The sequence below is a fragment of the Gilvimarinus gilvus genome (assembly GCF_030518155.1).
GTDB classification, from domain to species: domain Bacteria; phylum Pseudomonadota; class Gammaproteobacteria; order Pseudomonadales; family Cellvibrionaceae; genus Gilvimarinus; species Gilvimarinus gilvus.
The window spans coordinates 85,412-107,092 of the sequence record NZ_JAULRU010000823.1; the positions used below are offsets into that span (position 1 = coordinate 85,412).

Below are 21,681 nucleotides of genomic sequence, written 5' to 3' on the forward strand. Positions count from 1 at the left end.
CGTAAATTGCGCTCTGCGCTGCTAAATAGGAAAGAGTAATAAGATAGAAAAAAACGCCGCCGGGCGGCGGCGTTCATAGCCTAAAAGCTTAGTCTAAAAGCTCTTGGGCAGTGGCAGCAATGTTATCGGCAGTGAAACCGAAGTGCTTCATCAGGTCTGGCCCTTTGGCAGATTCGCCGAAGGTAGTCATACCCACAATGCGGCCATCGATACCCACATACTTGTACCAGCAATCGGCGTGGGCTGCTTCCACGGCAACGCGGTTGCTAACAGCCAGAGGCAGTACAGCCTCTTTATAAGCCGCATCCTGCAGATCAAACACGCTGGTGCTTGGCATAGACACAACACGCACTTTGTTGCCTTTAGCGATCAGCAGCTCAGCCGCTTCAACGGTAACCGGCACTTCAGAACCGGTGGCAATCAGAATCACATCTGGCGTGCCATCACAGTCTTTCAGTACGTAACCACCTTTAGCGATGTTGGCCACTTCGCTGTCAGCGCGCTCAACCGGGTCGATACCCTGACGGCTGAAGACCAGCGCCGAAGGCCCGTCTTTACGCTCAATGGCAGACTTCCAGGCAACCGCAGTTTCGGTGCTGTCGCACGGACGCCAGGTTTGCATGTTGGGCGTCAAGCGCAAGGTGCCCAATACTTCCACCGGCTGGTGAGTTGGGCCGTCTTCACCCTGACCAATAGAGTCGTGGGTGTAAACAAACACGTTGCGCAGCTTCATCAGCGCCGCCATACGTACCGCGTTAGCCGCGTACTGCTGGAACATCAGGAAGGTTGCGCCGTAGTTTATAAAACCGCCGTGCGCGCTCATACCGTTCATGATGGCGCTCATACCAAACTCGCGAACACCGTGGTAGATGTAATTGCCATCGGCATTTAACGCTGTGATTGGGCGTGAACCCTCCCACATAGTCAGATTAGAGCCGGCGAGGTCGGCAGAGCCACCCACCATTTCTGGCAGTAGTTTGTTAAAGGCGGCAATGGTTTTTTGCGACGCTTTACGTGAGGCCACTTTCTCTGGGTTAGCCTGACACTCGGCAATAAAGGCTTCAGCTTTTTCGGCGAAATCGGCAGGCAGGTCACCTTTGATAACACGGCGCTCGTACTCAGCCGCCTCAGCAGGGTAAGCCGCTTTATAGGCTTCGAATTTGGCCTGCCAGCTCTTTTCAGCAGCGGAACCTGCCTCTTTGGCATCCCAACCGGCGTAAACCTCAGAGGGAATTTCGAAAGGTGCGTGCTCCCACTTCAGGAATTCGCGAGTCGCTGCCACTTCGTCATCACCCAGCGGGGCGCCGTGACAGTCGTGTGAGCCAGACTTGTTAGGCGAACCAAAACCGATGGTGGTTTTGCAGCAAATCAAAGTTGGCTTTTGATCTTCCTCTTGCGCGGCGACAATGGCTCGCTTGATAGCTTCTGGGTCGTGACCGTCAACGGCGGGAATAACGTGCCAGCCGTAAGCCTCAAAACGCTTAGGCGTGTCGTCGGTAAACCAGCCTTCAACGTGACCGTCGATAGAGATGCCGTTGTCATCCCAAAAGGCAATCAGCTTGCCTAGGCCTAAGGTGCCCGCGATAGAACAAGTCTCGTGCGAGATACCTTCCATCATGCAGCCATCACCCAGGAAGCAATAGGTGTTGTGATCGACAATGTCGTGACCGTCGCGGTTAAATTGAGCGGCCAGCATTTTTTCGGCAATGGCCATACCTACCGCGGTGCTGATACCTTGACCCAGTGGGCCCGTGGTAATTTCAACGCCTTCGGTGTAACCGTACTCTGGGTGACCAGGTGTTTTTGAGTGCAACTGACGGAAGTTTTTCAACTCGCCCATAGGCAGGTTGTAGCCCGACAGGTGCAGCAGAGAATAAACCAGCATGGAACCATGGCCGTTGGACAGCACAAAACGGTCGCGGTCGCTCCACTGAGGGTTCTCTGGGTTATGTTGTAAGAAGTCGTTCCACAGGACTTCGGCAATATCTGCCATACCCATGGGGGCGCCAGGGTGGCCACTTTGGGCTTTTTGCACGGCATCCATAGACAGGACACGGATGGCGTTTGCAAGTTCTAAACGAGACGGCATAGGGGTCAAGGCTCCTTATAAAGTAGCTTGGGTTAGATTCAAGTTGACCTCTGGCGGGCCTAAAATCAGTTGTTACGCAACCTTGTCTTGCGTGGCTCACAAGTACTTGGGCTGAAAATAGTCAAAGCCTAAGCCTGTTGGCTCCACTTTTTTGGGGGCGCTATTGTCCCGCACCTCGTCGCCACAGTAAAGGCAAAGGCCGCCTGAGCACGCCCTAAACGCCGAATTTTAGGGAATTTGCGCGCTCAATCGAAGAATGCATAACGAAGCACGACATCTATATCAAAAAATTTTGATATAGATGTGGAATTCGACTATCATACCGTCCATGACACAAGCACTCACTGCCAATGCGGCCAACGATACTCCTGCAGCCGACGCCACCGCGTCCGCCTGTGACACCTTAGCCTGTTTATTAAAAGCGGCCGGAGATCCCCTGCGCCTGCAGATTCTCGCCATACTGGCGCAGAATTCGTTTGGCGTTTCCGAGCTGGCGCGCATATTTGACGTGCGCCAATCGGGCATGAGCCACCACCTCAAGCTGCTTACCGCCGCCGGTTTAACCAGCTCGCGTCGCGAGGGCAACTCTATTTATTATCGGCGCGCCATGGTGCTGCCTGAGCAACCCTACGCGGCCCTGCAATTATCGCTGTTCCAAAGCGTAGACCAGTTATCGAGCGACCCCGCGGTAGCCGGGCAATGCCGAGCCATTGCCGAAGAGCGCGCGCAGGCCTCACAACAGTTTTTTGCCGATAACGCCCATAAGTTTCGGGCCCAGCAAGACTTAATCGCCAGCTACTCAGTGTACGGCGAGCAGGTTGCACAATTGTTAAGCAACACCCCGTTTAGAAGCCGGCATCTGGCACTGGAGGTCGGCCCGGGCCAGGGTGAATTTTTACCGGCTCTGGCCAAACGCTTTGCTCATGTTGTCGCGCTCGACAGCGCCGAAGCCATGTTGGAACACTCGCGCGAAGCGGCCGCGAAGGCCAAGCTAAACAATGTTGAATTTATTCACGGCGACACCAGTTGCCTGCCCCAACATCGGGTACTGGCCGACGGCATTGTGATGAATATGGTGCTGCACCACACCCCATCGCCAGCGGATATTTTTAAAGATTTAAGCCAGGCACTGACACCCGGCGGCGCCTTAATCGTAACCGAACTGTGCCGCCACGAGCAGGATTGGGCGCGGGAGAACTGCGGCGACTTATGGCAAGGGTTCGAGCCTGCCGACTTAACCCAGTGGGCCAGTGACGCCGGCCTGGAAGATGGCCAGAGCATGTACATTGCCCTGCGCAATGGCTTTCAGGTTCAGCTCAGACAATTTATTAAACAACTTTAACTTTTTAGACACCAGCAGGAGCCAATCAATTATGGCCGAATACGCTCTTTTTACTTCCGAATCCGTGTCGGAAGGCCACCCCGACAAACTGGCCGATCAGATATCTGACGCGGTACTGGACGCAATTCTGACCGATGACCCGGATGCTCGCGTTGCCGTAGAAACTCTGGTTAAAACCGGCATGGCGATTGTGGCGGGTGAAGTGCGCACCTCTACCTACGTTGATCTGGAAGATTTGATCCGCCAGGTGATTCTCGATATCGGCTACGACAGTTCCGATGTAGGTTTTGACGGCGCCTCTTGCGCCGTGCTGAACGCCATCGGCAAACAGTCCGCAGACATTGCTGTTGGCGTTGATGAGGCCGAAGCGAAAGATCAGGGCGCCGGTGATCAGGGCCTGATGTTTGGTTATGCGTCCAACGAAACCGACGTACTAATGCCCGCACCTATTTATTACTCGCATCGCTTAGTGGAAAAACAGGCCGAGCTGCGCAAAAACGGTACGCTCAATTGGTTGCGCCCGGATGCTAAAAGTCAGGTGACACTGCGCTATGAAAACGGCCAACCCGTTGCCATTGATGCGGTGGTATTGTCGACCCAGCACAACCCGGGCATTGCCCTAAAAGATTTGCAAGATGCGGTGCGTGAAGAAATCATTAAACCGGTTCTGCCGGCCGAGTGGCTGCACGACGAAACCCTGTACCACATTAACCCAACCGGCCAATTTATTATCGGCGGCCCGGTGGGTGACTGTGGCCTGACCGGCCGTAAAATTATTGTAGACACCTACGGCGGCATGGCGCGTCACGGTGGTGGTGCCTTCTCTGGTAAAGACCCATCCAAGGTTGACCGCTCCGCCGCTTACGCTGGTCGCTATGTGGCAAAAAATATTGTCGCCGCCGGCCTGGCCGATCGCTGTGAAATTCAGGTGTCTTACGCCATTGGCGTAGCCGAGCCCACTTCAATTTCCATTAACACCTTCGGCACCGGCAAACTGCCCGATCAGGAAATTGAAAAATTGGTACACCAACATTTCGACCTGCGCCCCAAAGGCCTGATCGCCATGCTCGATCTCAAGCGCCCCATCTACCGCCCCACCGCGGCCTACGGCCACTTTGGGCGGGAATTGCCTGAGTTTACTTGGGAGAGGACGGATAAAGTTGATGTACTGCGCAAAGCGCTTTAATTGGAAACGTCAGATGTCTGAAGTCGGAGGTCTGACGTTTTAGAAAATCGATCACAGGGAGGTGAACGATGAAAAGAAAATATCAGCAACTTAAAGTTTGGCAGGAATCTATGCTGTTGACGGAAATGGTCTACAAATCGCTCTTAAACTTACCCAGTTCTGAGCGCTTTGGGCTAGCGGATCAATTGCGTCGGGCGAGCGTCAGCATACCGTCTAATATTGCCGAGGGTGCGGGTCGGGGAAGTGACCGGGAACTTGTAAGATTTTTGCAGATTGCAAAGGGCTCCTTGCAAGAACTTGAGACTCAACTGCTGCTTTGCACGCGGTTAAGATTATTGCCAAACACGGATAGCTTGTTGGAAGTAACAAATCGGGTTTTTGCCCTATTAACGGCATTTATAAACCGACTGAAACAAAACCTTTAATGCATCTGACGTCCGACATCAGACGTCCGACTCAATCGACCGAGGACACTATGACTGCAATCGAGAATTCCTTCACCGACTACAAAGTCGCCGCCAAAACCGCGGAAGACTTTCAACAACTGGCCGCGTGGGGCCGCCTTGAAATTGATATTGCCGAGGGTGAGATGCCGGCACTGATGGCGCTGCGCACTGAGTACGCCGATTCTCAGCCATTGGCTGGCGCTAAGATTATGGGCTGTATTCACATGACCATTCAAACCGCCGTGCTGATCGAAACCTTGATCGCACTAGGCGCTGAAGTACGCTGGTCTTCGTGCAATATTTTCTCAACTCAGGATCACGCCGCTGCGGCAATTGCTGCGGCCGGCATTCCTGTATTTGCCTGGAAAGGCGAAACCGAAGAAGAGTTTTGGTGGTGTATTGAACAGACCATTCTAAAAGATGGCGAAGTTTGGGATGCCAACATTATTTTGGACGATGGCGGTGATCTGACTCAATTGGCCCATGAAAAGTACCCGGCACTGCTGGACAACATTCATGGCATCAGCGAAGAGACCACCACGGGCGTGCACCGCTTGCTGGATATGATGAAAAAGGGCACTCTGAAAGTACCTGCCATCAACGTTAACGACGCGGTCACCAAAAGCAAGAACGACAACAAGTACGGCTGTCGCCACAGCTTAAACGATGCCATCAAGCGCGGCACCGACCACTTGCTTTCAGGCAAGAAAGCCTTGGTTATTGGTTACGGTGATGTCGGTAAAGGCTCCGCACTGTCGCTGCGTCAGGAAGGCATGATTGTAAAAGTTACCGAGATCGATCCGATCTGTGCCATGCAAGCGTGCATGGATGGCTTTGAAGTGGTATCCCCTTACCAAAACGGTATTAATACAGGCGCGGCCGCCGACGTAAACTCCGACGTATTGGGCAACACGGATTTGCTGGTGACCACTACCGGTAACATTAACGTCTGCGACTCAGCCATGCTACAGGCTCTGAAAAGCGGCGCCGTGGTTTGTAACATTGGCCACTTCGACAATGAAATTGATACCGCCTACATGCGCGAAAATTGGGAGTGGCAAGAAGTTAAGCCACAAGTTCACAAGGTGTACCGTGACCGCGCCAGCAACGACCACTTGATTCTGCTGTCCGAGGGTCGTCTGGTAAATCTGGGCAACGCCACCGGCCACCCGTCACGCATCATGGATGGCTCTTTTGCCAACCAGGTACTGGCGCAAATTTATCTGTACGAACGCAAGTTCGCCGACATGCCAGCGGCCGACAAACCCAACAATATTTACGTGAAAGTACTGCCGAAAAAGCTGGACGAAGAAGTCGCCCGCCACATGGTGGAAGGCTTTGGTGGCGTAATCACCAAACTGCGTGACGACCAGGCGGAATACATCGGCGTTGCAGTAGAAGGCCCGTTCAAGCCTGAGAGTTATAAATACTAAACGGAAAATGGTAGACGGGTTACGGTTGACGAAGCCTTTTTCGTTCTCCACACACCGTTCCCCGTTCTCCTCCTTCCGATAGGAATTGATTATGAGTGAAGATACATTACGGTTGAGCTTTGAGTTCTTCCCGCCCAAAACCGAAGAAGGCAAGACCAAGTTAACGGCGGTGCGCGAAAAGCTGGCTGTATTTGCGCCGGACTTTTTCTCAGTGACGTATGGCGCAGGCGGCTCTACTCGCGACAACACTAAGAATCTGGTTACCCAGTTTAATGCCTTGGGAACCTCGGTGGCGCCTCACCTTTCATTCGGTGGCGACGATGAGGCAACCATCAAGGAGCTTATTGAGGAGTACCGCACTGCGGGCATTGAGCGCATTGTCGCCCTGCGTGGTGACATGCCATCGGGCGTTGGCGGCTCTTACCAGTTGGTGTACGCTAATGAATTGGTGGCATTTATTCGCCAACACTTTGGCGATGCGTTTGAACTTGAAGTGGCCGCCTACCCTGAAATTCATCCTCAGGCGAAAAGCTATGACGATGATGTGCGCTACTTAAAAGGAAAATTCGATGCAGGCGCGGATAATGCCATTACGCAGTACTTCTATAATCCAGATGCCTACTTCTATTTTATGGATGCCTGCGCCAAAATCGGCATTGAGAACCCAATTTACCCGGGCATTATGCCTATTATTAACTATCGCAACTTAACGCGTTTTTCAGACAGTTGTGGCGCGGATATTCCGCGCTGGTTGCGTCGTCGCCTGGAGAGCTTTGAGCACGACCCGGAAGCCCTGCGCGACTTTGGCGAAGAGGTGGTAACCGAGCTGTGTGAAACTCTGCTTGAAGGAGGTGCACCTGGGTTGCACTTCTACACCATGAACCAGTCTGAACCGGTTGCCAGCATTGTGCGCAATTTGGGGCTGGATGATCTTTAAGAGGTATACATCAATGCGTTCGTTATTGTTACTGTGTTCTGCCGCCGCCTTCAGTGGGGCCTGCACTTGGGTGGAGCTTGAGCCTGAAGCACAGCAAATTGCGCTGGCCACGGCTGAGGATATCACCGACTGCGAGCGCTTGAGTCACGTATCCGCCAAGGTTCTTGATGGCGTTGGCTTTATCGACCGCAGCGAAGAAAAAATGGCCAATGAGCTAACCACCATCGCCCGCAACGAAGCTGCACGCTTGGGCGGAGACACAATAGTACCGGCCTCCGATATTGTCGAAGGCCGTCAGCACTTCAGCGTATTTGTCTGCAACGACTAGCTCATTTGCTTGCTTTGTAACAAATATGTCATGTACTCGGTATAGGTTGCAGGGAGTTTAATGAAGCATCTAGACAGAGGTAGTAACGTGTCCGAGCAGTTTTTTAACCGGGAACTCAGCCTGCTGGAATTCAACCGGCGGGTACTGTATCAGGCCTACGACAAGAGCCTCCCCCTGTTAGAGCGGCTGCGCTTTCTCTGTATATTTTCCACCAACCAGGACGAGTTTTTTGAAGTTCGGGTTGGTGGCCTGGTGCAAATGTTGGAAGTTGGCACCAGCGCAATCCCCCCTGACGGTCTCACCCACGGCGAGAACCTCGCCGCGATTGGTGATATATGCCACCAGCTCGTGGACGAGCAATACGCTCTGTTTAATGACGAAATTCTGCCAATGCTCGGCGAGCACGGTATGCATATCGTCCGCCGTGAAGACTGGAGCAGCGATCAAAAAACCTACTTGCGCGAGTATTTTGAAACCGAAGTTTTGCCACTGCTCAGCCCCATTGGGCTAGACCCGGCGCACCCCTTTCCACGCATTATGAACAAGTCGCTTAACTTTATTGTTAAGCTCGATGGCAAAGACGCCTTCGGACGCAGCTCTGGTCGCGCTATTGTGCAGGTGCCGCGTTCGCTCCCCAATATGATTGAGCTGCCCAACGACGTAGCGAAAAATGGGCGCGAGTTTGTCTTTATGTCATCCATTATTCACTATTTTATGGGCGACATTTTCGTTGGCATGGTGGTTCAGGATTGCGTTCAGTTTCGCTTAACCCGCAACTCGGATATCTTTCTCGACGAAGAAGAAGCCGATGATTTACTTCGCGCCATGCAAGGTGAATTGGTTTATCGTCAGTATGGCGACGAAGTTCGCCTGGAGCTGACCGGCACCTGCCCTCAGGACATTGAAAACTTTCTGCTTGAACGCTGCGAAATTCATCAGCGCGACCTCTACAAAGTGAATGGACCGGTTAACCTGAATCGCCTTTCCGATTTGTTTGACCTGGTACAAGACACGGATTTGTTTTTTCCGCCGTTTGTGCAATCTATGCCCAAACTACCCAAGAAAGCGGACAATTATTTCGATGCCCTGAAGAAGAACGACATACTGCTGCATCACCCGTTCGATTCATTTCAGGCCGTAGTCGATTTTCTGCGCGAAGCAGCAATGGATCCGGACGTTTTGGCCATCAAACAAACACTGTATCGAACCGGGTCCAATTCTCCGGTGGTAGACGCACTGGTTGCTGCAGCGAAAGCCGGCAAGGAAGTCACTGCTATTGTAGAGCTGCGCGCCCGTTTTGATGAAGAGCAAAACGTCGCGCTGGCGGAACGCTTACAGCGCTACGGTATTCATGTTATTTACGGCGTGGTGGGTTATAAAACACATGCCAAGATGCTGCTGGTCGCGCGCCGCGAGCAGAAAAAGCTGGCCTATTACGTACACTTAGGTACGGGGAACTACCACCCGAAAACCTCCAAGTTGTACACCGACTACGGCCTAATGACTTCTGACACAAACATTTGCGCAGACGTTTACCGGATTTTCCTGCAGCTCTCGAGTATGGGCAAAGCCTCGAAGATGAATGAGCTGCTGTATGCTCCTTTCACGTTGCACAAAGCAATGATCAAGCATATTCACCAGGAAATAGAAAATGCGAACAACGGGCTACCGGCTCGCATTGTCGCAAAGATGAACTCGCTGTACGAAGATCAATTAGTACTGGCCTTATACGATGCCTCTAATGCCGGCGTTAAAGTGGATTTAGTTGTGCGCGGTGTTTGTCAATTGCGCCCCGGAATAGCGGGCCAATCGGAAAACATTCATGTTCGCTCCATTGTCGGCCGCTTCTTGGAGCACTCGCGAGTCTTTTGTTTTGAAAATGGCGGCACGCCTATCGTTTACTGCTCTAGCGCCGACTGGATGATTCGCAATATGTTTCACCGGGTAGAGACCTGCTTCCCGGTGAAATCGAAAAAAATCCGCGAACAGATGATCAACGATTTGGAGTTATACCTTGCGGACAATACTCACGCCTGGGTGCTCCACAGCGACGGACACTATGAAAAGCTCGCCCCCGCTGACGGCGAAGAAACCATCGACGCTCAGGGCACGCTGCTCACTCAGTGGGCGACCGGGAATAACCTTTAACATAACGGTGCTCCCTGCCATCGCTCATTATTCTTCGGTTGGTATGATCATTGTGTAACCGGCGTTTTTGAGGTGCCCTACCTCGGACTCAAGGTCGGCCATGGTGAGTGGATTTTGCTCTAGCCATTCGTGTGCCACCTTCAACTCTATACACTTCCCGTCAACGGATACTTCCAGTCCCTCTGGCAGCGAATGCCTCTTGGTTCGATTAAATATGTGCCCAAGTCTCAGCAAAATGGCCAATGGGATGAGCTCAGTGCCGACATCAACAAAATGCTTTTCGCGCAAGCTTTTACGATGACAGCGTACCAGCGCCGCCAGCTGCGCTTGCTCGGCGCGCGAGCACCCGGCAATATCGACGTTCTCTACAATATAGGCGCTGTGTTTATGGTAATCACTGTGAGCGATATCTAAACCGACCGGATACAGGTACGCGGCCCAGCGCAACAACTTGTCGGCATCGCTGATTCCGAGCGCCCAGGACTCAGCCACCTGGTGTAGCAGTGTTTGCGCCATAACCGCGACGCGTTCGGCTTTTGCCATATTGACATGAAAACGCCTCGCCAACGCCTGCACACTTTGTTCGCGAATATCGTGATCTTCCAACCGGCCCTTTAAGTCGAACAACAAGCCCTCGCGCAACGCCCAATCAGCGGCATACATAGACTCGATATGCAGGTTTTCGAACAGCGCGGTAAGCACAATTGCCCCACCTAAAAAAACGGGCTGGCGATCCTCGGAAACACCAGCGAGAGGGATATCGGTAGCGCCGTGCTTAACGTAATGTTTAAGAATTTTTTCCAGCGACTTAAGCGTAATTTCACCGTCGCTCCAGCCGGCCTGTAGACAGACACTGGCAACGGCCTTAATCGTGCCCGATGCGCCGAGCGCCTCTTGCCAGGAGTGCTCACTGTAGCTGTCAGCGACGGGCGCTATTTCTTGTCCGGCGGCAATACGAGCTTTCTTGATCGCTTTTTCGGTGACTTTTCCATCGGCAAAAAAGCGCTTGGTCATAGCCACGCAGCCCATACTCAAGCTTTCTTTTACCCGCGGCTCCATTCCCTGACCAAAAATCACCTCGGTACTACCGCCACCAATATCCATCACTAAGCGAGTTTTATCGCCGGGAGCGATGCAGTGCGCCACCCCCAGATAAATCAGACGCGCTTCTTCCTCACCAGAAATAATTTCTACAGGGTGACCCAACTTTTGCTTTGCGAGGGCCAGAAATTCACGGGAGTTATTTATCGAACGCAGCGTTTTGGTACCCACCGTACGTACACTTCCAGAGGGGAAGTTACGCAGCCGCTCACCAAAGCGCTCCAGACACGCCAGTGCGCGCTCCTGGACTTCGGGATTAAGGCTTCCGTCTTTTTCCAACCCCCAACCCATACGCACCGGCTCTCGCAGCCTGTCGAGCAAGGTAAGTTGTTGGTTTTCCCAGCGGGCAATAATTAAGTGAAAGCTGTTTGATCCCAAATCAATAGCCGCAATATGGCTATTTTCTTTTGAGAGTATCCGCGAGAGGTTAAACATAGTGATAGCGCTCCATTATTGCGCGATTTATTCTGAATACTACCCCTTAAGCCGCGGCTTAACAAAGCAACGCGGAGAATTTATCAACAAGAAAAATACGGCTGGCACAAAAAAGCCCGCAGTTGCGGGCTCTTTGCAAACGTCTGAACAGGGGGTGCCTAAGCATCCGCCGTTGCACCAGTCTGCTGCCTTTGCTGAGCTTCGGAAACAGCCTGCGCAAAAACCGCATCAAAGTTAATCGGTGGCAAATTGATCGGAGAAAACCCGCCGCGATTCAAAATACTGTCGATGGCCTCACGTGCGTACGGAAACAATATATTCGGACAATTGGCGTTTATTATCTGAGCAATAGCCTGATTAGGCATATTGGCAATTTCAAATACGCCGGCCTGTTTTACTTCCACCAAAAATACCGCGCGCTCATCAACGGTTGCGGTAATCGTTAAAAACAGCACCACTTCGTGGTGAGTATCGTTCACCTTATTGACTTGCACATTGAGCTCTTGATTAACCTTTGGTGCCTTAGTTTGGCTATAACCTTCCAGTCCCATTGGCGTCTCAAAAGAGAGGTCCTTCAGGTAAATGCGCTTAATGGCGAACGACGGCTCCGCACCTTCGTTGCCAGCTGCCTGAGTATTTTCTTCTGCGGGGGTGTTTTCTTCTGACATAATATTTGTCTCTACAATCTGTGTTTAGTTATTCAGCAGCCAGCAAGGCGTCGAGCTCACCGCGCTTATCCAGCGCCCACAAATCGGTAAATCCACCGACATGTCGGTTACCAATCCAAATTTGTGGCACGGTGTGACGCCCACTGTCTGCCATCATTTTTTGGCGCAGGTGTGGTTCACGATCGACCCGCATCTCCTTAACCGCAACGCCCTTAGCATCAAGCAGTCGCTTGGCATTTACGCAGTACGGGCAGATGGCCGTTGTGTACATCACTACCTGACTCACAATTCGCTTACTTCTTAATCAGTGGCAAGTTTTGATTTTGCCATTCCGAGATACCGCCTGACAGGCGACATACCTTATAGCCTTTGGCACCCAATTGACGCCCGGCGCTACCGGCATGTTGCCCCATTTTGTCCACCAAAATCAGCGTTTTTTCCCGGTGCTCTTCCAGGCTATCGGCTTGCTCAGCCAACTTACTGAAAGGAATATTCAGCGCCCCGGTAATGTGACCCGCCTTGAACTCCGAGGCATCACGCACATCGACGAACTGAGCAGTACCCGCATTGATCAAAACGGTAGCTTCAGATGTGGTGACAGGTTGTCCATTTTTCAACCTCTCTCGCCATGCATATAGGTAAACCAGTGCTATCAGTACCCCGACTAACAACCACTGCTCACCGACAAATGTGAAAATATCGTTCACGCGGCACCCTTAATTTGCTGTTAACAGTCGCCTTGGCGACGACAAAAGGCGGGAGTATACACCAGCTACGCCGCGGCCGACAGGCGTGTAACACTATCGGCCAGATAGAAAAAACCCGCCTCTTGAGCTGGCTTCAACGTAGAGTTGTCGCAGCTAAATCGGTAGAATAAAGCGAATCTACCCTTTTTGACACGACAAACAAGCGACTGAATCTATGACAGCCAAGAAAAAGCCTATGGTTTTGCTGATACTCGACGGCTTCGGGTACTCAGAATCCACCGAACACAACGCTATCTACAGTGCCAACACGCCAAACTGGGACCAGTACTGGAATAACTGCCCGAAAAGCCTTATCGGCACTTCTGGCCTGGCCGTGGGGCTACCCGAAGGTCAAATGGGTAACAGTGAAGTGGGGCATATGACACTGGGCGCCGGTCGCGTGGTATACCAAAGCTTTACCCGCATCAACAAGGCCATTGAAGACGGCGACTTTGCCACCAACCCCGCCTATGTTAATGCCATCAACAAAGCCAAAGACGGCGGCAAAGCTGTTCACATTATCGGTTTATTGTCTTCCGGCGGCGTACACAGCCATGAAGACCATATTCTGGCCATGATTAAAACCGCTGCAGATCAAGGTGCCACCGAAGTGTATTTACACGCATTCCTCGATGGCCGCGACACCGCACCGCGCAGTGCCGAAGCTCCCCTGCAAAAAGCTGAAGCATTATTTGCCGAGCTCGGGGTGGGGCGCGTCGCCAGTATATGTGGCCGCTATTTTGCCATGGACCGCGACAATCGCTGGGACCGGGTTGAACAGTGCTACAACGTGATGGTGACGGGCGATTCAGAGCACGATGCTGAAACCGCAACGGCAGGTTTGCAAGCCGCTTACGCCCGCGACGAGAATGACGAATTCGTAAAAGCCACCGTCATTTGTGCGGAAGGCCAGGAAGTAGCCACCATTAACGACGGCGATTCGGTTATTTTTATGAATTTCCGCCCCGACCGCGCCCGCGAAATTACCCGCGCACTGGTTGAGCCTGACTTCGACGGCTTCGAACGCAAGCTGGTTCCGGATTTAGCTGACTTTGTCATGACTACCGAGTACGCGGCGGACATTAAAGCCAGCTGCGCCTTCCCACCGCAACCGCTGACCAACTCCTTTGGTGAGTATTTACAAAATCAAGGTAAAACCCAATTGCGCATCGCGGAAACGGAAAAGTACGCGCACGTCACCTTCTTTTTTAACGGTGGCCAGGAAGCCGTATTCGAGGGCGAAGAACGCATTTTGGTGCCCTCGCCCGATGTTGCCACCTACGATCTTAAGCCAGAAATGAGCGCGCCGGAAGTAACCGACAAGCTGGTGGAAGCCATTGAGTCGGGCAAGTTTGACGCTGTGATTTGTAATTATGCCAACGGCGACATGGTCGGTCACTCTGGCGTATTTGAAGCCGCTGTAGCTGCGGTAGAGGCCGTGGACACATGCATTGCCCGGGTTGTCGATGCGACGCGCGCCGCCGGCGGTGAAGTACTGATTACGGCGGATCACGGCAATGTAGAAGAGATGTTCGACCCCGAATCGGGGCAGGTGAGCACTCAACATTCTACCTTACCCGTACCCCTGGTGTTTGTCAGCGAGCGCGATGGCAGCATTAGCAGTGGTGGGTCGCTGGCCGATATCGCCCCCACCATGCTGTACCTCATGGGAATGGAGCAGCCCGCGGAAATGACTGGCCGCAACCTGGTCGAGCTGAAAAGCTAGGCCGGCGGCAACCAGTCGTTATGCGATTTAAGCGAACCCAGTGCAAGCCGCGACCTCTGGTTGCGGCGTTGTTAATTCTATTGCTGAGTGTGAGTGCCCAGCCAATTTTTGCTGCCGATGACGCCGCCGAATATCAACGAAAACTCGAGGTATTGCAGGAAAATATCGACAAACTCAAGCGCGAACTGGAGCAGGTGAAGACTGAGCGCGGCGAGCTGCAAAATGAGCTGGAAGAGTCTGAAACCGAAATCGACCAGCTGGAAAATAAAGTTGATAATTTAAACGAAGAAATTGAAGAGCAAGACGAAAACCTGCAAACAATGCAGCAACGTCAGCGCAATTTAAACCGTCAGCGCGCCGGCCAAAAACGACAAATTGCTCAGCAAGTGCGCAGCGCGTATCAGAACGGCCCGCAGAGCCCGCTGAAAATTCTCCTCAATCAAGAGTCTCCAGAGCGCCTGTCCAGGCTGAACACCTACCACGACTATCTGCTAAAAGCGCGCAACGAAAAGCTCGAACGCTATTTAGCCACGCTGACCGAAATCAAGACGTTGACGCCAAAAGTGCGGGCCAGTCGCGACGCCTTGGCGCAGCAGCGCAAACAGCTCAGCCTGCGCCAGCGCCAGCTGCAAGGCCAGCAACAAAAGCGCGCAACCACCTTGGAAAAGTTGGCTGGCATTATCGCCAGCAAGGATGCCAAGTTAGCGGCGGATCAGGAAAATCAGGCCCGGCTTAGCGCCCTTTTACAGGAGATGACCGCGACCCTTGGCACCAGCTTCGCCAACAACAGCCCCTTCAGCCGCCTGCAGGGAAAACTGCCCTGGCCTGCGGAGGGTAGGATTCGCCACGGTTATGGCAGCGACCGAGTGGGCAATCAATTGGCCTGGGAGGGCATGGTGATCGAGGCCCAAAATGGCGCTCCGGTGGTCGCCGTACATAGCGGAGTGGTAATCTTTGCCGACTATTTACGAGGCCACGGTCTACTCCTGATTATCGATCATGGCGAAGGCTATATGAGCCTCTACGCGCACAATCAAACTCTGCTCAAGCGACCCGGTGAACGGGTAGCCAGTGGAGAAGCAATCGCCCGAGTGGGCAACAGTGGCGGTCAGAATTATTCTGGCCTGTATTTTGAGATTCGCCACCAGGGTCGCCCAACCAATCCCAGACCCTGGCTAGACCGCGCCTGACGGCATCGGTCGAATCTTTAGGAGAACTGCATGCGTTTACTTCCATCCAGCCTTACTCTTTTGGCACTGCTATGCTGCAGCAGCCTAAGCTGGGCCCAAACGGCTACGGACAATAGCCCGAGCGAAGGTGAGCTTAGTGCCATTGATGAGACCGCAGCACAGGGCTTGCTGCCACTGGATGATCTGCGCACATTTACCCGCGTTTACGACCACATTCGCACCAGCTATGTGGAAGAGCTTAGCGATACCGAGTTACTGGAATACGCCATCAAAGGCATGATGGCGGAGCTCGACCCACACTCCTCGTATCTCGATGCCGAGCGCTTTGAAGATTTACAAGCCAACACATCCGGTGAGTTTGGCGGCCTGGGTATTGAAGTTGGCATGGAGAATGGCTTTGTCAAAGTTGTCTCACCCATCGACGACACACCTGCACAAAAGGCCGGCATAGAAGCCGGCGACCTGATTATCCGGCTTGACGAACAGCCGGTAAAAGGCATGACGCTAAATGAAGCGGTCAGTGTTATGCGCGGAGCCAAAGGCAGCGAACTGACCCTGACCATTGTCCGCGAAGGTGTCGACCAACCCTTTGAACTGACCATTGAGCGCGACATTATTAAAGTGCGCAGCGTGCGTACCAAAATGCTCGACGACAACTACCTCTATGTGCGCATTGCTACTTTTCAGGTCAACACCGGTCGCGATGTTGCTAAAAAGCTTAAACGCACACTGCAAGATAGCGCTAACGTTCGCGGTGTCATTCTCGATTTGCGCAACAATCCGGGCGGAGTTTTGCAGGCGTCGGTGGATGTGGCCGATGCCTTTCTAGACGGCGGCCTGGTGGTCTACACCGAGGGCCGCATTGAAAGCAGCAAGAGCCGCTATAACGCCAATGCCGGCGATATTACCGAGGGCTTGCCGATGGTCGTGCTCATCAACGACGGCTCGGCATCGGCGTCTGAGATTGTCGCCGGGGCGCTGCAGGATCAGGGGCGTGCCGTCATAATGGGCACCCGCAGTTTTGGCAAAGGTTCGGTGCAAACGGTGGTACCCATCACCGAAAGCCGCGCCATTAAATTAACCACCGCGCGCTACTACACCCCTGGCGGACGCTCCATTCAGGCGCAAGGCATCGAGCCCGATGTCGTGGTGGAGCGCGCCAAGGTGACCGCGGTTAAACCGACCCTGCGCACCACCGAAGCCGACCTGGCCGGGCATTTAGGCAATGGCAACGGCGAAGAAGAAGTCGGCAGTAAGGAGCGTAAAGAAACGCGCGACGGCGAAACATCGATGCTCGCCCGTGACAATCAACTGCATGAAGCGCTCAACCTTCTCAAGGGTTTGCATATTTTCCGTCAACAGGCCTCGGCCGACGCGGAACAATAGGCCACGCTGTGCGTTACTGGCTTGCCGCCCTCGTTGTACTGTGCGGGCTGAGCAGCGCGGCGCAGGGGGCACAGCTCGCCATTATTATTGATGACGTAGGCTATAATAGGGCGCTCGGCGAGCGCACCGCCCGCCTGCCCGGCGCCTATACCCTCGCTCTACTGCCAGATACACCGCACAGCCAATTCTTAGCGCAGTTAGGCCATCAACAACACAAGGAGCTGATGTTGCATGCGCCAATGGCTAGTCTGGGGGGCCTTAAACTTGGCCCTGGTGCCCTTACCTTAGAGATGTCCCGAGCCGACTTCGTCAGCAGCTTACGTCAATCAATTGCCCAGATTCCTCATATCAAAGGAATCAATAATCATATGGGAAGCGCTCTAACCAGCCAATTTCAAGCCATGGGCTGGACCATGACGGAGGCGCGCCGGGCCGGACTCTATTTTGTCGATAGCCGAACCACGGCTAGCAGTATCGCCTTTAGTACAGCTCAAGCCTATGGCTTACCCAGTGCCAGCCGCGATATCTTTCTCGACCACGAAAAGGACCGCGCCGCGATTTGGCGACAGCTTAAACGAGCGGTGGCACTCGCGCAGAAAAGAGGGCACGCCATTGCGATCGGCCACCCTTACCCAGAGACACTCGACGTGCTTGAGGCCGCTTCCGGGCAATGGCTGGAGCAACAGGGTATAGAGCTGGTCGCCGCATCCAGTTTAGTCCGTCGGGCCATACCCGGGACCCTCACCTGTCCCGCTCCCCCTGTCCTACTGCGTCAAAGGTCGGGCTACTTCTTTGCTCAAAACTCCCCTCAAACGGCCAATATATTGCCGAGCCTCAGGAACCTCTGATTAAGTCTCCAGTCGTCTCTGCTGAAGGCTTAATCAGAGGTTCCTTAATAGGATTTAGTTATCATCGGCTTTTAAGGGTAGATAAAGACGATATAAACAATTCTGGCTGATGTGCGTATAATCTAAGGACGGGTGGTCATAACTGACCCTCGGGGCACACCTGAGCGACCGTTTGTTTGCATTTATCAAGCACACTGGTACATTGTTATAGGTGTAACGCGTATTCACAGCAGGGAACAGCGCATGGGCGCCCCGGCCGGCATAGCAACAAAACGTTGTATGGGGGTCGAATTTCAGGATGATCAACGCGAGGTGAACACTATGAGCTCAAATTTGCGAGATGGCGAACAGGGTACCGTCCCAGACAGAAAAGGACGTTTTTTGGAGAAATCCGGGTATTGGTACTACATGACCCGTGAGGGCGTCGATATAGGCCCCTTCGACAGTCGCGCTGATGCCGAGATAGGTGTGGGCGAATTTATCGATTACGTCTGCTCTTCGGCACCCGGCGCCGCCAAAATCATCGAACGCTACCGCGCAGCGTAACTGCCCCCGCCTTTTTCTTGTAGCGACGAGCCCCCTCGTCGCTAAAAATCCTTTGCGTCATCATTTTTGACCCCGCAGTATCCACCCGACGAACTTTAGCTACCTACTGCGCGCTTGACCGGTTATACATCCAGAGTTTAACAAAACCGAACTGCCTCAGGCTTTTCCGTGGTTGCGCACTCCCTGACCCGAAACCTTGTTCAGTCTCGCCGCAAGACACGGACATCTGCGACTGTATGGCCGCGAATCAATGGGTAGCCGCCCTTTGTCCTCGCTGGTTGCCATGCGTCGGTCGAGGAAGCAGTACACGGCACAAACTTGTATTGAATTTTCGCCCACCAGCTTTCAGCAAATGGCGGGAATGACCTGCTATTACCATTCACCGAAGCTTCGCTATCCTTACATCAGCTGCGACGACGAAGGGCAACGACAATTAAATATCATGTCGTGTCTGGGTAACCTCGATTTAATGGCAGACTTTCCCATCGAGCCGAAATCAATAAGGAAGCCCTGCATTTTGCCTATAAGTTTCGATGGCCGGGATTGGCAAACCATAGACCATACCCTGGATGCGACTTTCCTTTCCTGCGAAGCCGGCAAGGGGGATGGTGCCAGTTTTACCAGGGCTTTTGTGGGAATGGCTTGCCAGGATATGACGGGAATGCAGAAACCCGCTGACTTTACCTATTTTCACTATTACCAGTAATTGCCCGGCACCTAAAGTGGGACGATTTATTAAGCAACGACTCGTACAGTAAACGCCCATTCGCGCCATGGATAATAAAAAGGTAAAAATGCCATGAACGTCAACCAGCTCGCTGATCAGTTTTGGCAAGACGGGTACCTTGTGTTAGAGCAGTTTTTCCAACCGGCTCTTATGGACGCCTACCAGGATTTAATTCTCGACCACTTTGGCGCCTCGCCCAAGTTTCTTCACGATGATGAATTCTTGACCCTGTCGGCAACCGAAGTGATTCCATGGTTTCCTCAGCGGGATGGTGTTAACCAGTTCGATACGGTTGAGCACGACCCCCGACTGCAAGCACTGACCGAAGCCATTTTGGGGGAAGGCTGGTACACACTCTATTGTATGACCATGTTTTCCCGGCAGGGCACCAAAGGCCAGGCCTGGCACCAAGACTGCGACCCGATGGAGGACAGCCAGAAGTTCAACGTCAATCGCCTGATTTACACGGCCGACATTACCGACGAAATCGGCGGTCAAACGTTGGTCATACCAGGCTCGCACAAACGCGGCACCATTAGCGTCGGCGCAGTCGATGAAGACTTTGCCGATCAGATAACTCTAAAACCTAGAAAAGGCACATTGGTACTGCTGCACGGTCATACCTGGCATCGCGTTAAGCCCGTTACCGGCGGCTACCGAGTATCAACCAACTACCGCTGTTGCCCGCAAGGTACGCCAGAAGACATCACCGACGTCTGCGTCTATCGCAATATGCGCTACCAATTTGCAACCAGTTCAGTGATCGAACACCGAGTCGCACCATAATAACTACACATTGAGCACGCTAATATGAATCAATCCAACTATGCATTTCGTCTGGCGATCATCGCTTCGCTCGGCGGCTTTATTTTTGGCTTCGACGCATCGGTTATTTCCGGTGCCGTTAATTACATCGGCGCCGACTTTGATCTTACCGACTGGCAATTAGGGCTGGTAGTGGGCGCGCCGACACTAGGCGGTATTATCGCCGGCGGCAGCACAGGGCCGTTGAGTGACCGCTTTGGCCGCAAGCCCATTTTGCTACTACTGGCTATTCTCTACTTTGTATCCGCTATATTTTCGGCGCTTGCCCCCGACTATTTTACCATTTCGCTGGCGCGCTTTATCGGTGGCCTGGGATTTGGGGCGCTGAGCCTGGCCCCTATTTATATTGCCGAAATATCCCCGCCCGGGGTACGCGGGCGCATGGTTTCCATCAATCAACTGAATATTGTCGTCGGGTTTTCCGCCGCTTATTTTGCCAACTACACCATTTTACAAATGGCCAATTCAGGAACCGAATGGACTCAGGCACTGGGCATAGACACTCACACCTGGCGCTGGATGCTCGGCATTGAAGCCGTACCCGCGTTGATTTATGTCTTTGTGTTAATGGGCATACCTGAAAGCCCACGCTGGCTGGTGCTAAACAGCAAGCCGGCCAAGGCACAATCAGTGCTGGGCAAACTATTACCCGGCTCAGACCCGGCGCAAGAGGTGGCCGCCATTAGTGCCACTCATCACACCCAATTGGATCCTTTTCTGTCCCGCCTCAAACAACTTTTTAATAGCAAAATTCGTCTGGCGTTAATGATCGGACTGGTGGTGGGCATTGCCCAGCAAGCCACAGGTGTTAACGCCATTTATTTTTACGCTCCCACTATTTTTGAACAGAGCGGCATCGGCACCAACGCCGCCTTTGCCCAAGCTATATGGGTGGGCATCACCAATGTCGTCTTCACCATTGTTGCCATGGTGCTGATCGAGAAGTTGGGCCGCCGGCCACTGCTGATTATTGGTCTGTCTGGCGTCATGGTCAGTATGGCAATTTGTACCTACGGATTTAAACAGGCCAGCTACGTCATTGATGACGTCACCACCATTGAGATTTCCGACGAGTCGGTAAAGTCGCGTTTAAAAGTACTTGAAGGGGTTACCTTTGCGGACGATGTCAGCTTTAAAAACGCTTTGCGCGAACATCTGTCGGAAAACGAGCTGCGTACACTGCAAGGTGAAATCATCGCCGTCGCCGCCAACATGAATCCCTATATTATATTAATTGGTATTCTCGGTTTTGTGGCCGCGTTTGCCGTGTCGCTGGGGCCGGTCATGTGGGTACTGCTGTCCGAGATTTTCCCCAACCACTTGCGCGGTGTCGGCATGGCATTTATTGGCATGATCAATAGCGCCGTAAGCTACGCCATACAAGTTGTTTTCCCTTGGGAACTTGCCACTTTCGGTGCGGCCTTTACGTTTATGGCCTACGGCTTAAGCGCAGCAGCAGGTTTAGCGCTGGTGTTGTGGTTACTGCCGGAAACCAAAGGCAAAACCCTGGAAGAGCTGGAGCAAGAGCTGACGGCAAAGAAGGTAACTGCGTAACAGCAATATCTCAGAGATGA

General features: G+C 53.0%; 20 protein-coding genes. 15 read left to right on the plus strand and 5 right to left on the minus strand.

Annotated features, from left to right (window positions below):
- Window positions 1-88 precede the first annotated feature (88 nt).
- Complete coding sequence (gene tkt, locus QWI17_RS22025; protein WP_302724692.1) at window positions 89-2,089, minus strand: transketolase; 2,001 nt, start codon at window positions 2,087-2,089, stop codon at window positions 89-91.
- A 328-nt stretch (window positions 2,090-2,417) separates the two neighbouring features.
- On the opposite strand from tkt, the gene QWI17_RS22030 reads away from it, so the two are divergent.
- The 7 genes from QWI17_RS22030 to ppk1 all read left to right on the plus strand — a co-directional run bounded on the left by QWI17_RS22030 (window position 2,418) and on the right by ppk1 (window position 9,909).
- Window positions 2,418-3,431, plus strand: coding sequence for an ArsR/SmtB family transcription factor (locus tag QWI17_RS22030; protein ID WP_302724693.1), 1,014 nt, complete (start codon window positions 2,418-2,420; stop codon window positions 3,429-3,431).
- 31 nt (window positions 3,432-3,462) lie between these two features.
- Window positions 3,463-4,617: a methionine adenosyltransferase gene (gene metK / locus QWI17_RS22035; RefSeq protein ID WP_302724694.1), complete on the plus strand. Its 1,155-nt coding sequence runs from the start codon at window positions 3,463-3,465 to the stop codon at window positions 4,615-4,617.
- A 68-nt stretch (window positions 4,618-4,685) separates the two neighbouring features.
- Complete coding sequence (locus QWI17_RS22040; RefSeq protein ID WP_302724695.1) at window positions 4,686-5,042, plus strand: four helix bundle protein; 357 nt, start codon at window positions 4,686-4,688, stop codon at window positions 5,040-5,042.
- A 50-nt stretch (window positions 5,043-5,092) separates the two neighbouring features.
- Window positions 5,093-6,496 carry an adenosylhomocysteinase gene (ahcY, locus tag QWI17_RS22045; protein ID WP_302724696.1) on the plus strand — a complete coding sequence of 468 codons (1,404 nt, stop codon included), beginning with the start codon at window positions 5,093-5,095 and terminating at the stop codon, window positions 6,494-6,496.
- 91 nt (window positions 6,497-6,587) lie between these two features.
- Window positions 6,588-7,433, plus strand: coding sequence for a methylenetetrahydrofolate reductase [NAD(P)H] (gene metF, locus QWI17_RS22050; protein ID WP_302724697.1), 846 nt, complete (start codon window positions 6,588-6,590; stop codon window positions 7,431-7,433).
- A 13-nt stretch (window positions 7,434-7,446) separates the two neighbouring features.
- Window positions 7,447-7,761, plus strand: a complete 315-nt coding sequence (locus QWI17_RS22055; RefSeq protein WP_302724698.1) for a DUF4156 domain-containing protein — start codon at window positions 7,447-7,449, stop codon at window positions 7,759-7,761.
- A 60-nt stretch (window positions 7,762-7,821) separates the two neighbouring features.
- Window positions 7,822-9,909: a polyphosphate kinase 1 gene (gene ppk1, locus QWI17_RS22060; protein WP_302724699.1), complete on the plus strand. Its 2,088-nt coding sequence runs from the start codon at window positions 7,822-7,824 to the stop codon at window positions 9,907-9,909.
- A gap of 27 nt (window positions 9,910-9,936) precedes the next feature.
- Here ppk1 and ppx read toward each other — a convergent pair whose 3' ends face one another.
- The 4 genes from ppx to QWI17_RS22080 form a co-directional block, all read right to left on the minus strand.
- On the minus strand, window positions 9,937-11,445 hold the full coding sequence (ppx, locus tag QWI17_RS22065) for an exopolyphosphatase (RefSeq protein ID WP_302724700.1): 1,509 nt from the start codon (window positions 11,443-11,445) through the stop codon (window positions 9,937-9,939).
- Between the two features lie 158 nt (window positions 11,446-11,603).
- The gene (gene secB, locus QWI17_RS22070; RefSeq protein WP_302724701.1) at window positions 11,604-12,113 is read right to left on the minus strand and encodes a protein-export chaperone SecB; all 510 of its coding nucleotides are present in this window, start codon (window positions 12,111-12,113) and stop codon (window positions 11,604-11,606) included.
- 28 nt (window positions 12,114-12,141) lie between these two features.
- Window positions 12,142-12,399 (minus strand): glutaredoxin 3, encoded by a 258-nt coding sequence (gene grxC, locus QWI17_RS22075; protein WP_302724702.1) that lies wholly within the window; start codon window positions 12,397-12,399, stop codon window positions 12,142-12,144.
- A 7-nt stretch (window positions 12,400-12,406) separates the two neighbouring features.
- On the minus strand, window positions 12,407-12,820 hold the full coding sequence (locus QWI17_RS22080) for a rhodanese-like domain-containing protein (RefSeq protein ID WP_302724703.1): 414 nt from the start codon (window positions 12,818-12,820) through the stop codon (window positions 12,407-12,409).
- Between the two features lie 214 nt (window positions 12,821-13,034).
- Between QWI17_RS22080 and gpmI the strand changes: the two genes are divergently transcribed.
- From gpmI to QWI17_RS22120, 8 genes are all read left to right on the plus strand, one after another.
- Complete coding sequence (gene gpmI / locus QWI17_RS22085; protein ID WP_302724704.1) at window positions 13,035-14,585, plus strand: 2,3-bisphosphoglycerate-independent phosphoglycerate mutase; 1,551 nt, start codon at window positions 13,035-13,037, stop codon at window positions 14,583-14,585.
- A 20-nt stretch (window positions 14,586-14,605) separates the two neighbouring features.
- Complete coding sequence (locus QWI17_RS22090; protein ID WP_302724705.1) at window positions 14,606-15,775, plus strand: murein hydrolase activator EnvC family protein; 1,170 nt, start codon at window positions 14,606-14,608, stop codon at window positions 15,773-15,775.
- A gap of 30 nt (window positions 15,776-15,805) precedes the next feature.
- The gene (locus tag QWI17_RS22095) at window positions 15,806-17,161 is read left to right on the plus strand and encodes a S41 family peptidase (RefSeq protein ID WP_302724706.1); all 1,356 of its coding nucleotides are present in this window, start codon (window positions 15,806-15,808) and stop codon (window positions 17,159-17,161) included.
- A gap of 8 nt (window positions 17,162-17,169) precedes the next feature.
- Window positions 17,170-18,009: a divergent polysaccharide deacetylase family protein gene (locus tag QWI17_RS22100; RefSeq protein ID WP_302724707.1), complete on the plus strand. Its 840-nt coding sequence runs from the start codon at window positions 17,170-17,172 to the stop codon at window positions 18,007-18,009.
- Between the two features lie 321 nt (window positions 18,010-18,330).
- Window positions 18,331-18,555: a DUF6316 family protein gene (locus QWI17_RS22105; RefSeq protein ID WP_302724708.1), complete on the plus strand. Its 225-nt coding sequence runs from the start codon at window positions 18,331-18,333 to the stop codon at window positions 18,553-18,555.
- A 196-nt stretch (window positions 18,556-18,751) separates the two neighbouring features.
- Window positions 18,752-19,261: a beta-xylosidase family glycoside hydrolase gene (locus QWI17_RS22110; protein ID WP_302724709.1), complete on the plus strand. Its 510-nt coding sequence runs from the start codon at window positions 18,752-18,754 to the stop codon at window positions 19,259-19,261.
- 93 nt (window positions 19,262-19,354) lie between these two features.
- Entirely contained in the window at window positions 19,355-20,068 is a 714-nt protein-coding gene (locus tag QWI17_RS22115) for a phytanoyl-CoA dioxygenase family protein (protein WP_302724710.1), read from the plus strand.
- Between the two features lie 24 nt (window positions 20,069-20,092).
- Window positions 20,093-21,661, plus strand: a complete 1,569-nt coding sequence (locus tag QWI17_RS22120) for a sugar porter family MFS transporter (RefSeq protein ID WP_302724711.1) — start codon at window positions 20,093-20,095, stop codon at window positions 21,659-21,661.
- The last annotated feature ends 20 nt before the right edge of the window (window positions 21,662-21,681 follow it).